This is a genomic window from Amycolatopsis sp. NPDC058278, assembly GCF_042881395.1.
GTDB lineage: Bacteria > Actinomycetota > Actinomycetes > Mycobacteriales > Pseudonocardiaceae > Amycolatopsis.
Window position 1 is genome coordinate 1 of record NZ_JBHVXZ010000181.1, and the last position, 14,052, is coordinate 14,052.

The window sequence follows — 14,052 nt, forward strand, 5'->3', positions numbered from 1 at the left end:
CCCCGGGCGCTGGTTACCCGGGGGGGGTCCGGGCCCGGCCGCCGCGCGGGCCGTCGCCTTTCGGCGGTGGGGGGTACCGCCGCCGCCGCGGCGGCGGGCGTCGGTCCGCCCGGTTCGGTGCTGCGGGCGGCGGTCACCCGGGCCCGGAACCAGGCGGTGAGGACCGCGACGAGGGGAGCCTCCGTGGTGGCGGCGAGTTCGTCGGCCGCTGTGGCGTGCGCGGCCGCGGCGTCGAGGTCGCCGCGGGCCGAGGCGGATTGCAGGCGGACGAGCCGGCCGAGGACGGCGAAGTTCGGCAGGTCGTGGTGGGTGGCCAGGTCGAGGAGTTCGGCGCCGATCCGGTCTCGGGTGGCCGCGAGGCCGGGGCGGGTGAAGGACTGCAGGAACACGCCGTTGAGCGCGAACGCCAGCAGGGCGGGATCGGCCAGCTCCCGCGCCAGTGCCTCGGCCTGGTGCGCTGCCTGCCCGGCGCGGCTCAGCTCGGCCGCGGCGAGGTCGGCACTGCGGCTTTCGACGGCGATCGTGGCCAGGAGACGTGCCTTCAGGTCGGCGGGGCCGTCCGAACCGAGCGCGGTGAGGGTGCGTTCGGCGGCCGCCACGACGGCCCGCGACTGTTGGGGGTCGTCGGCGCGGCTCCAGATGGCGGGCACGTCGTAGGCGCCGATGATCCGGGCGGTCAGCCGGCGGTCTCCGGTGCGTTCGGCCGCCTGGATCGCGGTGAGGCGGTCGCGCCGGGAGTGGACGAGGGCGTCGCCGCCGGCCAGCGCGAGCGTGCGCGCCAGGTCCACGGTGGTGCGCGGCCCGAGCCGGGCACCCGGGCCGGTCCACGCGCCCGGTGTGCCGCCGGCGGGTCCGGTGAGGAGGTCGGCCTCCAGGCGTTGCAGGTCGGCTCCGGGGTCGAGCCCGAGCTGGTCGACGAGCATGTGGCGGGCGCGGCGGAGGGTGGCGAGGGCGTCGGCCTGGCGGCCCGCGCGGTGCAGGGCGCGGGCCAGCAGTCCCCAGGCCGGCTCGCGCCACGGGTGTTCGGCGACGTGCGCGCCGAGTCCGGCGACCAGATCGGCGCCTTCCCCCGAGTCGAGGAGGATGCCGGCGCGCAGTTCCAGCGCCGCCAGTCTCAGCTCCTCCAGCCGGTTCCGCTCCCGCTGCGCCCACGGCGAGTCGGGCACGTCGGCGTAGGCGGGCCCGCGCCAGGCCGCGAGCGCCGCGTCGAGGTCGGTGACCGCGGTGGGGGCCCGGCGGGTGCGGGCGAGGGCGTCCTCGAACCGGTGGACGTCCACGTGCTCGCGGGGCAGGCGCAGCGCGTAACCGGGACCTTCGGTGACGATCACCCGCGGCGGCGTGCGGGGTGGCCGGCCGGGTTCGAGCGCGCGGCGCAGCGCGGCGACGAACGTCCGCAGCGCCCCGACCGCGCGGGCCGGCGGCTCGAGCCACAGGTCGCCGACCAGGACGTCGGTGGGGACCATCCGCCCCTCGGCGGCGACGAGCCGGGCGAGCACCTCGCGGTGGCGGGGACCGCCCAGGTCGGCCGGGGTGCCGTCGTCGCCGAGGGCCCGCACGGCGCCGAGCACGTCGATTCGCATGCGCCCATCATCCGTGCCCGCGACCGGGTGCGCCTCGGCGCACTGATCGGTTGCTGATCGCCGTCGCCCACGCTGGCCGAGTTCACGTTCCCGATCCGGAAGACGGCCTCCGATGACACTCTCCATTCCCGGTTTCGACCACATCCGCCTGCCCGGTGCCGGCGGTGCCGAGCTGGCCGCCGCGGTCGGCGGCAGCGGCAGCCCGGTGGTCCTGCTGCACGGTTTCCCCCAGACGCACCTGATGTGGCGGCACGTCGCCGAGCGCCTCGCCGGCGAGCACACGGTGATCTGCCCGGACCTGCGCGGCTACGGCGCCAGCGACAAGCCGCCGGCCACCGGCGAGGACGTCTACGCCAAGCGCACCATGGCCGCCGACGTCGTGGCCCTGGCGGCGGCGCTCGGCCACGAGCGCTTCGCCCTCGTCGGCCACGACCGGGGCGCCCTGGTCGCCTTCCGGGCGGGCTTGGACCACCCCGAGACCGTCTCGCACCTGGGCATCCTCGACGTCGTCCCGACGCTGGACATGTGGAACGTCCTGCACGGCGTCCCGGCGGCGGTCGGCTACCACCTCTTCCTGATGGCGCAGCCGCCCGGCTTGCCGGAGACGATGATCGCCAACAGCGCGGACGCGTTCTTCGGCTCGTTCCTCGACGCCTGGGCCAACGACCCGGCGGCGATCCCGGCCCAGGTCCGCGCCGAGTACCTGCGGGCGAGCGCGGCGGCGGTGCCGTCGATCGTCGCGGACTACCGGGCCTCGGCGGGGATCGACGTCACGCACGATCAGGCCGACCTGGACGCCGGTTCGCAGCTGGCCATGCCGGTGACGGTCGTCCAGCAGGACTGGGGCGCGCAGCTGGGCTACGACGCGGCCGCGGTGTGGAAGGCGTGGGCGCCGGACCTGGATCACCGGCTGACCCGCGCGGGGCACTTCATGGCCGAGGAAGCACCGGACGAGATCGCGGCGGCGATCCGGGATCTGCTGGCTCGCTGACGTGACGGCCTCGCCCAAGCCGCCGCCGAGCTCGCCGCGGTGCTGATCTCCCGGGCAGTGAGCCATCTCACTTGCTTTGAATTCGAATCAACGATACCTTGTTCGTAGTTGCTTCAAGTTTGAAGCACTTCGAAGTGAGAGTGAGACTTCCGATGAAGGCAGTGCGTTTCCACGAGTACGGCGACCCCGACGTCCTGCGCTACGAGGACGTCGAGCAGCCGGTTCCCGCAGCCGGGCAGGTCCGGGTCCGCGTCGCTGCGACGTCGTTCAACCCCATCGACGCCAGCGTGCGGGCGGGCACCATGCGCGGCCCCATGCCGGTGGTGCTTCCGCACACGCCGGGCCGCGACGTCGCGGGCACGGTCGACGCGCTGGGTGAGGGTGTGGACGGCCTCGAGGTCGGTGCCACGGTCATCGGTTTCCTGCCGATGACCGACGATGGCGCGTCCGCCGAGTACGTTCTCGCGCCGGCCGACGTCCTGACGCCGGCACCCACGAGCATTCCGCTGTCCGACGCCGCCGCGCTGCCCCTGGTGGGCCTGACCGCGTGGCAGGCGCTGTTCGAGCACGGCAAGCTGGCGGCCGGGCAGCGGGTGCTGATCAACGGCGCCGGTGGCGCGGTCGGCGGCTACGCCGTGCAGCTGGCCAAGAACGCCGGTGCCCACGTGATCGCCACGGCCGGCCCGCGCAGCGGTGAAGCCGTCAAGTCCGCCGGTGCGGACGAAGTCGTCGACCACACCACCACGAGCGTGGCCGCGGCGGTGACCGAGCCGGTCGACGTGGTGCTCAACCTCGCCCCGGTCGACCCGGCCGAACTCACCGCGCTGGCCGCCGTCGTCCGTCCCGGCGGGGTTCTGGTGAACACGACGGTGTGGATGCCCGCGCCCTCCGACGAAGAGCGTGGCGTGCGCGGCATCGACCTGTTCGTCCGCAGCGACGCCGGGCAGCTGTCGCAGCTGGTGGGGTTGGTGGACGGCGGGAAGCTGCGCGTCGAGATCGCCGAGCGGGTGCCGCTGGCCGGGCTGCCGGCGCTGCACGCCCGGGCCGCCGAAGGCGGGGTGCACGGCAAGGTCGTCGTCCCGTCCGCCTGATTCGGAAGACAGGAACCGTGTCTCTGAGCTCGGATCCTGCAATCGCCGGGGCCGCCGGCCCCGGCCCGGCTTGCCCGGCGGGCCATCGCCGACCGAGTCCGGGTCCTCGAGTCGATCTGAAACCTTGAAGGGAATGCTCATGAGCGAGAAGAAGATCATCGCGGTGCTGGGTGCGACGGGTGCTCAGGGAGGAGGTCTCCTCCGGGCCATTGTGGACGATCCCGGGGGTCCGTTCGCCGCCCGGGCGGTCACCAGGAACGCGGGCTCGGCGAGGGCCCGGGCGTTGGCCGAGCGTGGCGTCGAGGTGGTGGAGGCGACTCTGGAGGACGAGGAGTCGCTGCGGAAGGCGTTCGAGGGCGCGCACGGCGCTTTCGTGGTGACCAACTTCTGGGAGTCCATGTCCGCCGACGTCGAACTGGCACAGGCCGCGACAGCCGCCCGAGCTGCGAAAGCGGCCGGGGTCGCCCACGTCGTCTGGTCGACCCTGGAGGACACCCGCGAGGTCATTCCGGTATCCGACCGGCGGGTCCCGGTGCTGCAGGACCGCTACACGGTCCCGCACTTCGACGCCAAGGCCGAGGCGGACGCGTTCTTCCGCGACTCGGGTGTGCCGACGACCTATCTGCGGAGCACTTTCTACTGGGAAGGATTCACCCAGGGTTCCGGGCCGGTGCGGGGTGAGGACGGCCGGCTCGTGCTCACCTTGCCGATGGGGGAGGCCAGGTTGGCGGGTATCGCGGCGGAGGACATCGGCCGCACCGCTTACGGGGTGTTCGCCGCCGGCGACGAGTACGTGGGCAAAACCGTGAGCATCGCGGGTGAGCACCTGACCGGCGCCGAGTACGCCGCCGCGTTCGCCGACGCGCTGGGTGAGCCGGTCGGCTACCGGCCGCTCACGCACGAGGAGTTCCGTTCGCTCGGACTGCCCCTGGGAGACGAGTTCGGCAACATGTTCCAGTTCTACGTCGAAGGCGAGCGCGACTTCGTCGGTGCGCGCGACCTGGACCTGGTCCGGGCGCTCAACCCGCGCCTGCAGACCTTCCGCGACTGGCTGGACGAGCACGTCGAGGCGGTCAAGCCCGCATGACCGCCGGCCGCCGGCGGATTCGTACTTCGCCGGACGGGCTGCGCCGGTCACCGGTGGATCCTTCGAGTTCGAAGCAGTAGGCTGGGAGCCATGCCGGATTCGCCGCCGTCGCTGGACCCCGTGCAGCTGGGCGCCTACTTCGACCTCATCGAGGTGACCAGCCTGCTGCGGCACGCGGTCGAGCAGCAGCTGCGCGAAGCCGGTGAGCTCAGTTACGTGCAGTTCCAGCTGCTGGCCCGCCTCGGGGACGCACCGACGGGCAGCCACCGCATGACCGACCTGGCCGACGGCGTCGTCTACAGCCGCAGCGGCCTCACGTACCAGGCGGGCCTGCTCGAAAAGGCGGGCTTGGTGGTGCGTACCCCGTCCCCGGACGATGAGCGGAGCGTCACGGTCTCCATCACCGACGCCGGCCGGGCGCGGCTCGCGCAGGTGCTGCCCGGGCACATCGAGGTGGTCAGCGGCCTGCTGTTCGAACCGCTCTCCCACGACGACGTCAAGACCCTCGCCGGCCTCCTGGCGCCGGTGCGCGACCACATGCGCTCGACCCCACCCCGTTCAGCCGCGCCTCGCCGCCGCAAAAGCGGAGGGTGAGGTCCACGGGCTCACCGCCGCCTTGCGGACGGCCGCCGCGGCGCGGTTCGGCCGGCACTGCGGGACGACGACGTCGCGACTTGTCCGACGGTTTGTCCGCTTGCGCGCCCGTTCTCGTCGTATGATGTGTCATATATCAAGCTGAACTGCCAGCCTGTTTCGCGTCTCTGTGCACGTCGGCGGACTTCCCCTCTCAGTCCTTTGGAGACCCAGTGGAATTCACTCGTCGCACGGCGCTGTCGATCAGCACGGCAGGAGCCGCCACCGCAGGACTGTCCGCGCTCGGTGTCCCTTCGACGGGAGCGGCCGGTGCGGCGCTCGCCGGTCCGGCGACCGAGACGATGGTGCTCACCGGCTGCGACGCCGACCACCCGGTCGACTGGGAGTTCCAGGTGACGGCCGGCCGGCGGGCGGGGGAGTGGGGCACGATCCCGACGCCGTCGAACTGGGAGTGCCACGGCTTCGGCAGTTACCACTACGGCGGGGATCCGGTGCCGGCGGAGAAGGGGAACTACCGCCACCGGTTCACGCCGCCGTCGTCCTGGGCCGGGCGCCGGATCTTCCTCGTGTTCGAGGCCGCGATGACGGACGCCGACGTGCGGGTCAACGGCGTCTCGGCGGGGCCGGTGCACCAGGGCGGTTTCTACCGCTTCCGCCACGACGTGACGCCGTTGCTGCGGCTCGGGGAGCAGAACCTGCTCGAGGTGACCGTCAGCAAGGAATCGGCCGACAACTCGGTGAACGACGCCGAGCGTCGCGGCGACTTCTGGAACTTCGGCGGGATCTTCCGGCCGGTGTCGCTGCAGGCGTACCCGGCCGCCCGGATCGACCGCGTCGCGATCGACGCCCGGGCGGACGGGACCTTCGCCGCCCGCGTCACGCTCGCCGGGGTGACCGCGGCGGCCCGGCTGACCGCGCAGCTGCGCCGGCTGGACGGCACGTCCGTCGGGGCCGCCTTTTCGGTTGCCGTCGCGAGTGGTGCGACCAGCGCGACCCTGACCACCACGGCGGCAGGGCCGTTGCTCTGGACGGCCGAGACGCCGAACCTCCACCAGGTCGAGCTGACGCTCGCGAGCGCCGCCGGGGTACCGCTGCACAGCACGGTCGAGCGCTTCGGCTTCCGCACGGTCGAGGTCCGGACCGGGGACGGCGTGTACGTCAACGGGAAGCGGATCGTCCTCAAAGGAGCGAACCGGCACACCTTCTGGCCGACGTCCGGCCGGGCGTCCAGTCCCCGGCTCGCCCGGCTGGACATCGGGCTGATGAAGGACATGAACATGAACGCCGTCCGGATGTCGCACTACCCGCCGGACGCGTTCTTCCTCGACCTCTGCGACGAGCTGGGGCTCTACGTCCTGGACGAGCTGACCGGCTGGCAGCGCCGCTACGACGAGGGTGTCGGGGCACCGCTGGTCGAGGCCCTGGTGGAGCGCGACGTCAACCACCCGTCGATCCTCTTCTGGGACAACGGGAACGAAGGCGGCTGGAACACCGCGCTGGACGACGACTTCGCGCAGTACGACCCGCAGCGGCGGGCGGTGCTGCACCCGTGGACGACGTTCAGCGGCATCGACACCAGTCACTACCAGACCTACAACAGCACCGCGAGCAAGGTCGCCGGCGGCACGATCTTCATGCCGACCGAGTTCCTGCACGGCCTCTACGACGGCGGCGCCGGAGCCGGCCTGAACGACTACTGGAAGCTCATGGGTGGGTCGCAGCGTTCGGCGGGCGGGTTCATCTGGGCACTCGTCGACGAAAGCGTCGTGCGTGACGACCGTGGCGGGGTCCTCGACACCAACGGCAGCCGCGCTCCCGACGGCATCCTCGGGCCCTACCGCGAGAAGGAAGGCAGCTTCTTCACGATCAAGGACATCTGGTCGCCGGTCCAGCCGGCCAATCCTTCCTACTACGACTCGGTCTTCCCGGCGTCGTTCGACAAGACCGTGAAGCTCGTCAACCGGTACGACTTCACGAATCTCCGCGCGTGCCGGTTCAGCTGGCAGCTGCTGGCGTTTCCCCGGCCGGGTGCGGGAACCGGCCACCAGGTCCTCGCCCAAGGCCAGGCGGAGGCGCCGGACGTCGCGCCGGGAGCCACCGGCGTGCTGGCGCTCGGCCTGCCCGCCGACTGGACCGGCGCCGACGCGCTGCAGCTGAGTGTCACCGACCCGACCGGCCGGACCATCACCGGCTGGACGTGGCGTATCCGCAAGGCCCCGGACTACGCCGCCCTCTTGGTCCGCCCGGCGACCACGGGGAGCGTCACCGCAGCGGAGACCGCCGGTGAGGTGACGCTCATCGCCGGGGCCACCCGGATCACCATCAGCAAGGCCAGCGGGCGGCTGAGCGGCGTGCGCCGAGGCAGCACGCCGGTGTCGCTGGCCAACGGGCCCGTCCCGGCCGGCGGGGCGGCCACCCTCACCGCGTTCAGCCACTTCCGCGACGGCACGGGCTGGGTCGCCCAGGCGGACTACAGCGGCGACCTGTCGTCGGTGCGCTGGCGGCTGGACGCCAACGGCTGGCTGCGGCTGGAGTACCGCTACCGGGCCACCGGCGACCACGACCACCTCGGCGTGAACTTCGATTACCCGGAGGCGAACGTGCGGGGCCTGACGTGGCTCGGGGACGGGCCCTACCGCGTCTACAAGAACCGGCTGCGCGGGGTGCAGCCCGACGTCTGGCGCAAGCCGTACAACGACACCGCGACCGGGGCGAGCGGGTACCAGTACCCGGAGTTCAAGGGTTACCACGCCCGGACCTGCTGGGCCGTGCTGGAGACCACCGAAGGCGCGGTCACGGTGGTCGCCGCGGAGGAGGGCCTGTTCCTGCGGTTGTTCACCCCGAAGGTGGGGCCCGACCCGCAGAACGCCGTCGTCACGTACCCGGCCGGCAGCATCTCCTTCCTCGACGGCATCGCGCCGATCGGCAACAAGTTCCACGGCGTCGCGTCGCTGGGCCCGGAGAGCCGCCCGAACGCCGCCACCGGCGACTACCACCGCACCGTGCACTTCCGCTTCGACGCGTGAGGCATCTCGAGCGGACCACAGCGAAAGGTCTTGAGAATGACCCCCTTGAACTCCCGCCGGCGTGTCCTGGGCGCGGTTTTCGCGGCCGTCGCCGCGGTGACGGCGGTCGTGCCCGCTGCCGCCGCGGCGGCTCCCGGTGCGACCGTGGTCGGCGTGGCGTCCGGGCGGTGCCTGGACGTCGTCGGCAACGGCACCGCGCCGAAGACCCGGGTGAACATCTACGACTGCAACGGCCAAGCCAACCAGGCGTGGACGTTCACGGCGGCGGGTGAACTGCGGGTGTACGACCCCGCGATGTGCCTGGACGTCGCCGGCGCGAGCACCACGTCCCCCGCCGACGCGCAGATCTACCCCTGCAACGGCGGCGCCAACCAGAAGTGGCGGGTCAACGCCGACGGCACCATCACCGGCGTCCAGTCCGGCCTCTGCCTGGACGTCACCGGCGCGGGGACCGCGAACAGCACCCTGGTCGGCTTGTACACCTGCACCGGGGGAGGCAACCAGAAGTGGCGGACCTCCCTCGGCGCCGACACCCAGCCGCCGAGCGTGCCGGGCAACCCACGGGTGAGCGACCTGGTCTGCGACGCGGTGACGTTCTCGTGGAACGCCGCCACCGACAACGTGGGCGTCGCGTTCTACGACGTCTACCACGACGGCCAGTCGATGAAGTCGGTGAGCGGGAGCACGCTGTCGACGAGCCTCACGGTCGTCGCCGGTGCGACCTGGGGCCTGTACGTCAACGCCCGCGACGCCGCGGGCAACGTCTCCCAGGCCAGCACCACGGTCTCGATCACGCCCCCGCAGTGCCGGCCGGACACCCAGGCACCGAGCGCGCCCACGCAGCTGACCGGCGCCGCATCCGGCACCACGGTGACCCTGAACTGGGCCGCGGCCACGGACAACATCGGCGTCCGGGCTTATGACGTCTACCGGGGCGGCACGAAGGTCGGTGCCGTCACCGGGACCGCCACCGCGCCGCCCGCGACGACCTTCGTCGACAGTGGCTTGGCCGCGAACACGAGCTACACGTACTACGTCGTGGCGCGGGACGCGCAGGCGAACGTGTCGCCGCACAGTGCGACCACGACCGTGACCACCGGCGCGGCCTGCGGCGACTCCGTGTGCGCGGTGACGCAGATCGCCACCGACACGGATATCCCGTGGGGCCTGGTGACGTTGCCGGACGGCACGATCCTCTACACCCGGCGCGACGCCCACGACATCGTCCACCTGAACCCCGCCACCGGCGCCAAGACCAGCGTGGGCACGGTTCCCGGCGTGGACAACACCGACGGCGAGGGCGGCCTGCTCGGCCTCGCCATCTCGGCCGGCTTCGCCGGCGACCACTGGCTCTACATCATGCACACCTCGCCGACCGACAACCGGATCGTGCGGATCAAGCTGGAGAACGACCGGCTCAGCACGGCCACCGAACAGGTACTGGTCAGCGGGTTGCTGCGCAACAAGTACCACAACGGCGGCCGGCTGCGCTTCGGGCCCGACGGCAAGCTCTACGCCACCACCGGTGACGCCCAGAACGGCAACAACGCGCAGAACACCGCCGGCCTCAACGGCAAGGTCCTGCGCATCAACCCGGACGGCACCGTGCCTGCGGACAACCCCTTCGGCAACTACGTGTGGAGCTACGGCCACCGCAACCCGCAGGGTCTCGCGTTCGACTCCCGAGGACGGTTGTGGGAACAGGAGTTCGGCGACGGAACCATGGACGAGACCAACCTGATCACCAAGGGCGGCAACTACGGCTGGCCGGCGTGTGAAGGCACGTCCGGAACGTGCGGCACCGCGGGCTTCATCGCACCCAAGCACACCTATCCCACGGCGGATGGTTCCTGCTCCGGCATCGCCATCGTCCGCGACGTGCTCTACGTCGCCTGCGAACGCGGGACCCGGATGTACCGCGAAGTGATCAGCGGCAGCGACCTGACCGACGTCCAGGCGTACTTCAACGGCACCTACGGACGGTTGCGCACCGTGGAACCCGCACCCGACGGCGGTCTCTGGCTGACCACCACCAACAACGGCGACAAGGACAGCACTCCCGACAACAGCAACGAGAAGATCTTCCACGTCGCACTGGGTGGGTAGCCGCGCTCACCGGCGGGGTTCAGGCGTTGACGTACGCGAGCACGGCCAGCACCCGCCGGTGGCCGCTGTCGCTCGTGGGCAGGCCGAGCTTGCGGAAGATGTTGCCGATGTGCTTGTTCACCGCGCGCTCGGTGACGACCAGTTCCGCGGCGATCGTGAGGTTGTCGTGGCCTTGGGCCATGAGGTGCAGCACCTCCTGCTCGCGCGCGGTGAGGCTCTGCAGCGGGTCGCGCTTGTTCATCAGCTGCGAGACGACCTCGGGATCGAGGGCCGCGCCCCCGGCCGCGACGCGGTCGAGCGCGTCCAGGAACTCCTCGACCCGGCCGACCCGGTCCTTCAGCAGGTAGCCGGTGCCGGCCGCGCCCGTCTCCAGCAGCTCTTTGGCGTAGGCCTGCTCGACGTACTGGGACAGCACCAGCACCGGCAGTCCCGGCAGGTGCTCGCGGGCCTCGATCGCCGCGCGCAGCCCCTCGTCGCGGAAGGTCGGCGGCAGCCGGACGTCGAGCACCGCGATGTCCGGCCGGTGCTCCAGCAGCGCCGGCAGGATCTCCGGGCCGCTGGCCGCGATCCCGGCGATCTCGTGTCCCGCGCTCTTGACCAGCAGCGAGATCCCCTCGCGCAGGAGGGCGTTGTCCTCGGCGAGCACTATCCGCATGGCAGCAGTACCTCGATCGTCGTTCCTTCGTTCACCGGACTGTCGATCCGCGCGGTGCCGTCGAGCGCCGCGACCCGGTGCCGGATGCCGGACAGCCCGCTTCCACCATCGGCATCGGCGCCGCCCTGGCCGTCGTCGCGCACGGTCACCCGCAGGTTCTTCCCGTCCCCGTCGAGCGCCACCTCGGCGTGCTCGGCGGTGCTGTGCTTGGTGACGTTGGTCAGCGATTCGGCGATGACGAAGTAGGCCGCCGCCTCGATCGCCGCCGGCGGCCGCGGCAGGTCGTCGGGGACGCGCACGGTCACCGGGATGCGCTGGCCGCCCGCCAGCGCGTGCACGGCGCCGGCGAGGCCGCGGTCGGCGAGGATCGGCGGGTAGATGCCGCGGATGATGCTGCGCAGGTTGCCCAGCGAGTCTTCGATGCCCGTCCTGGCGTCCTGCAGCAGCGCAGCGGCGGGGCTGTCCGGCTCGGCCGCCAGGGCGCGCGCGGCGAGCCCGAGGCGCACCGAGACCGCGACCAGCTGCGCCTGGATGCCGTCGTGCAGATCACGCTCGATGCGGCGGAGCTCGGCGCCGTGCGATTCCAGCGCTTCGGCCCGCGTTTCGGTGAGCCGCTCGACCTGCCGGGCCAGCAGCTCGGCCTCGTTCGGCCCGAGCAGCGACCGCGCGAGCCGGAGCTGGCCGCTCGCGATCACCGGTACCAGCCACACCACCGCGGCGGCGTAGAGCGCGGCCTGCAGCAGCGGCAGGGTGAGGGCCTGCGGCCACGTCCGGATGACGACGTACATCCCGGTGAAGCTTTCCGGCGGGAACAGCCACCAGTACAGGGGCATGGTCGCGCTCGCCACGATCGCGGGCCACAGCGTGATGCCCAGCAGGCCGAGGAACGTGCCCGCGAACCCGTGCACCACCATCCACAGCAGAGCTCGCCAGGTCGCTGGGTCCCACAGCGCACGCACCCGGCCACCGCTCTCGGCGTGGGCGGCCTCCGGCAGGGAATACCCCAGGTGCCGCCCGGCGCGCTCGCGCTCCAGCCCGGCCAGGACGCGCACCGGCTTCAGCACCGCCGGCCCGAACGGCAGCAGCACCACCAGCAACGGCAGGACGAGCACGCCGGCCAGCGCGGGCAACGCCGTTTGCAGGCCCGACGCGAGCACCGCGGTGGCGGCGGTGCTGCGTTTGATCGCTGTCCTCATCGCCGCTCCCCGGGGCCTGCGGTCCTGCCAGGACTCTACTGAACCCGCCGGCGGGGTGTAGCTGGCTACACCACCGGTCCGGGTGCAGAGGCCAGTGTGCCGTGCCCTTCCCGCCCCTAGCGTCGGAGTCACCGGAAAGCAGGGGGAGGACACCAGCGATGACAGCAGTCGCGAACGGCGCAGAGCAGGAACGTGCTCTGGCCCGGCCCGGACGGGCCCATGACCGCCGTGAAGCTACCTGCTGGACGCGTTGACGGTCGAGCAGAACGTCGTGCTCCGCTGCGGCTGGGCAACCGCTGCCCGGAACCGCGCTGCCCCTGCTCTACGCCGGGTTCCTCGCGGCCGCCGTCGCGGCCATGCGCGTCGGCGACCGACTGTCCACTTGAGAAAGGACCATCATGGCTGTTCCGCAGCGAATCGCGCCGCACGGCGGAATCCGCGGCTTGATCGCCCGGTACCCGCTCGTCAGCTTCTTCACCCTCGCGTTCGCGCTGAGCTGGATCGCGTGGACGCCGTACGTGCTGGGCATGAACGGTCTCGGCCTGGAACCGGAGATCGACTTCCCGAAGATCATGGGCACGACCCAGCTGCTCGGCGTGCTGCCCGGCGCCTACCTCGGCCCGATCCTCGCGGCGTTCCTCGTCACCGCGGCCGCCGAGGGCCGGCCGGGCCTGCGGCGCTGGGCCGGCCGGCTGCTGAAGTGGAACGTGAACTGGCGCTGGTACGTGGGAGCGATCCTCGGCGTCCCGGCGGCGATGATCTTGACCGGGGTGGCTCTGAGCGGCGGCGACATCCACCTCCCGGGCGCGGCGGTGTTCGTGGCCCTGCTCCCCGGCCTGGCGTTCCAGATGGTGACGACGGGTCTCGCGGAAGAGCCCGGCTGGCGCGACTTCGCCCTGCCATACCTGCAGCCGAAGTTCGGCCCGCTGCGCGGCACGCTGATCCTGGGTCCGTTGTGGGGTCTGTGGCACCTGCCGCTGTTCTTTTCGGAGTGGGGCCAATGGCCGGACGTAACGGTCTGGACCATCGTCAAGTTCATCGCCACGACAACGCTGTTCAGCATTGTGATGACGTGGGTGTTCAACCGCAGCGGCCAGAGCCTGCCGATCGCGATGCTGGTGCACACGAGCGTGAACAACACCATCTCGATCGCATGGGCGGACCTCTTCCCCAGTGCGACAACCGACGACGTCGCGTGGGTGTTCCTGCTCGCGTCGGCGCTGGCGGCTGCGGTGGTCCTCATCGCGACCCGGGGTCGTCTGGGCTACCGAGGCGACGAGATCGTCACAACGGCACCGCCGGTCACGGCGCCGCCTGTGCGTAGTTGACGCCATCCCGTGTCGGATCACGGCCAAAGGGGTGAACACCGTCGGCCGACCGAGGGCCTATCCACCCCGGCCCCCGCCGGCCGGGTGGCCTGCGGAGGTCGGGGTGGTCGAGCTGTGGTTGTTACAGCGGCAGGAGGGGGAGCAGGACGGCGCCGGCGGCGCTGGTGATGGCGACTACGGCGCCGTTGACGATGCCGACGACGGAGTCGAGCAGGCCGCCGATGATGACGATTCCCATGATGGGTTCTCCTTTGTGTTGGGTTGGATCCGTTTGCGGGCCGCGGGGTTCGGCGCGGTGGTCAGCCGGTGCAGTTGGGGACGGCGGGGACGCTGCCGACGCAGTTGTTGGGGGTGTTGGCGGTGATGGGGGCGTTGGTGGTGGTCATGGTGCCGCCTTG

General features: G+C 71.7%; 10 protein-coding genes. 7 read left to right on the forward strand and 3 right to left on the reverse strand.

All coding sequences use genetic code 11. From position 1 onward, the window contains the following. Positions 1-1,580 (reverse strand): BTAD domain-containing putative transcriptional regulator (locus tag ACFVYA_RS46405; protein WP_387054538.1); only part of this gene is annotated, 1,580 nt, incomplete at its 3' end. A 112-nt stretch (positions 1,581-1,692) separates the two neighbouring features. Here ACFVYA_RS46405 and ACFVYA_RS46410 point away from each other — a divergent pair. The 6 genes from ACFVYA_RS46410 (at position 1,693) to ACFVYA_RS46435 (ending at position 10,475) form a co-directional block, all read left to right on the forward strand. Then, on the forward strand, positions 1,693-2,571 hold the full coding sequence (locus ACFVYA_RS46410; protein WP_387054540.1) for an alpha/beta fold hydrolase: 879 nt from the start codon (positions 1,693-1,695) through the stop codon (positions 2,569-2,571). 152 nt (positions 2,572-2,723) lie between these two features. Beyond that, a complete protein-coding gene (locus ACFVYA_RS46415; RefSeq protein WP_387054541.1) occupies positions 2,724-3,662 on the forward strand; it encodes an NADP-dependent oxidoreductase in 939 nt (312 codons plus the stop codon). Between the two features lie 139 nt (positions 3,663-3,801). After that, positions 3,802-4,749 (forward strand): NmrA/HSCARG family protein, encoded by a 948-nt coding sequence (locus ACFVYA_RS46420; RefSeq protein WP_387054543.1) that lies wholly within the window; start codon positions 3,802-3,804, stop codon positions 4,747-4,749. A gap of 90 nt (positions 4,750-4,839) precedes the next feature. Further along, positions 4,840-5,343 (forward strand): MarR family winged helix-turn-helix transcriptional regulator, encoded by a 504-nt coding sequence (locus tag ACFVYA_RS46425; RefSeq protein WP_387054545.1) that lies wholly within the window; start codon positions 4,840-4,842, stop codon positions 5,341-5,343. 212 nt (positions 5,344-5,555) lie between these two features. After that, positions 5,556-8,369 carry a glycoside hydrolase family 2 TIM barrel-domain containing protein gene (locus tag ACFVYA_RS46430; protein WP_387054547.1) on the forward strand — a complete coding sequence of 938 codons (2,814 nt, stop codon included), beginning with the start codon at positions 5,556-5,558 and terminating at the stop codon, positions 8,367-8,369. 36 nt (positions 8,370-8,405) lie between these two features. Beyond that, entirely contained in the window at positions 8,406-10,475 is a 2,070-nt protein-coding gene (locus ACFVYA_RS46435; RefSeq protein WP_387054549.1) for a PQQ-dependent sugar dehydrogenase, read from the forward strand. A gap of 19 nt (positions 10,476-10,494) precedes the next feature. Here the strand turns inward: ACFVYA_RS46435 and ACFVYA_RS46440 are convergent, their stop codons facing one another. Together ACFVYA_RS46440 and ACFVYA_RS46445 are read right to left on the reverse strand one after the other, a co-directional pair. Then, positions 10,495-11,130, reverse strand: coding sequence for a LuxR C-terminal-related transcriptional regulator (locus ACFVYA_RS46440; protein WP_387054551.1), 636 nt, complete (start codon positions 11,128-11,130; stop codon positions 10,495-10,497). Next, on the reverse strand, positions 11,121-12,326 hold the full coding sequence (locus ACFVYA_RS46445; protein ID WP_387054553.1) for a sensor histidine kinase: 1,206 nt from the start codon (positions 12,324-12,326) through the stop codon (positions 11,121-11,123). Before ACFVYA_RS46445 ends, ACFVYA_RS46440 begins: the two co-directional genes overlap by 10 nt. Before the next feature lie 398 nt (positions 12,327-12,724). Here ACFVYA_RS46445 and ACFVYA_RS46450 point away from each other — a divergent pair, with 398 nt between their 5' ends. Continuing rightward, a complete protein-coding gene (locus tag ACFVYA_RS46450) occupies positions 12,725-13,654 on the forward strand; it encodes a type II CAAX prenyl endopeptidase Rce1 family protein (RefSeq protein WP_387054555.1) in 930 nt (309 codons plus the stop codon). Positions 13,655-14,052 lie beyond the last annotated feature (398 nt).